Here is a 1,558-nt window from a genome sequence, read left to right on the forward strand (position 1 = left end):
GTGCTGATCGCGGCGGGGGCCATGGTGGCCGGAGCGGGGACCGCCCCCCCCACCGCCGCCGCCCGCCCCGCCGCGAACGTCCCGGAGCCCGCCGCTCCGGCCGCCGCCGCCCCGCTCGCCTGGAAGGCGTGCGCGACCCGGAACTACCCGCGCCTGCAATGCGCGGAACTGTCGGTTCCGCTGGACCACGACGACCCGCTGGGCGAGCGGATCACCCTCGCGCTGTCCCGCGTCCCGCACACCGCGAAGACCTCGCAGGGTCCGCTGCTGGTCAACCCCGGCGGGCCGGGGGCGAGCGGCCGCACGCTGGCCGGCTTCGTCGCCGCCTCGCTGCCGGCGAGGACCGCCGCCCAGTACGACGTGATCGGCTTCGACCCGCGCGGGGTCGGCGCGAGCAAGCCCGCGCTCGACTGCAAGCCCGGCTACTTCGCGCCGGTCCGCCCGGACTCGGTGCCGCGCGACACCCGTGACGAGCGGGTCAACCTGGCCCGGGCCGCCTCCTTCGCCCGGGCCTGCGGCGAGAAGCACGGCAAGCTGCTGCCGCACCTCGGCACCGTCAGCGCGGCCCGGGACATGGACGCCATCCGCCAGGCCCTGGGCGCGCCGAGGATCAGCTACTTCGGCTACTCCTACGGCACCTACCTCGGCGCGGTGTACGCGCGGCTGTTCCCGCAGCGGGTACGCCGGGCCGTGCTGGACTCCGTGGTCGACCCGCGGGCCGTCTGGTACGAGGCGAACCTCGCCCAGGACACCGCGTTCGACGCCCGGCACAAGGCGTTCACCGCCTGGGTGGCCCGCAACGACAAGGCGTACCGGCTCGGCGGCGACCCGGCCGAGGTCGAGCGCCGCTGGTACGCGATGCGGGACGCGCTGCGGCGGCGGCCGGCCGGGCACACGGTCGGCCCGGCGGAGCTGGAGGACACCTTCCTGCCGGGCGGCTACTACGACGGCTACTGGCCGGTGCTCGCCGAGGCGTTCTCCGCGTACGCCAACGAGCGCGACCCCGGGCCGCTGGTCGCCGCCTACAAGGCGCTGGCCGCCTCGGACGCGACCGACGACAACGGCTACTCGGTCTACACCGCCGTGCAGTGCCGGGACGCCAGGTGGCCCCGGGCCTGGGGCACCTGGTACCAGGACAACTGGCGCACCCACGCCAAGGCGCCCTTCTCCACCTGGAACAACGCCTGGTACAACGCGCCGTGCGCCTTCTGGCCGGTGGAGGCGGCCGAGCGGCCGGACGTGACGAACGCCGCGCTGCCGCCCGTGCTGCTGTTCCAGGCCACCGAGGACGCGGCGACGCCGTTCGACGGCGCGGTCTCGGCCCGCCAGGCGCTGCGCGGCTCCCGCCTCGTCGTCCAGGAGGGCAGCGGCAACCACGGGGTCACCCTCGCCGGCGACGCCTGCCTGGACGCACACCTGGCCCGCTACCTGGACACCGGCGCGCTGCCGCCGGCCGGCGGTCAGGGCGGGGCGGACGCCGTCTGTCCCGCGGGCGCCGAGCCCCAGCCCACCGGCACCGCGGCCCGCGGCACCCGGTCCGCCGCCCCCGCCCACCAGC

Annotated in this window: 1 protein-coding gene; it reads left to right on the forward strand. The window is 76.7% G+C overall.

Annotated features, from left to right (window positions below; translation table 11 throughout):
- The coding region (locus C6N75_RS21415; RefSeq protein WP_258177527.1) for an alpha/beta hydrolase at positions 1-1,558 on the forward strand (1,558 nt) is incomplete at both ends.

This window comes from Streptomyces solincola, assembly GCF_002982015.1.
Lineage (GTDB): Bacteria > Actinomycetota > Actinomycetes > Streptomycetales > Streptomycetaceae > Streptomyces > Streptomyces solincola.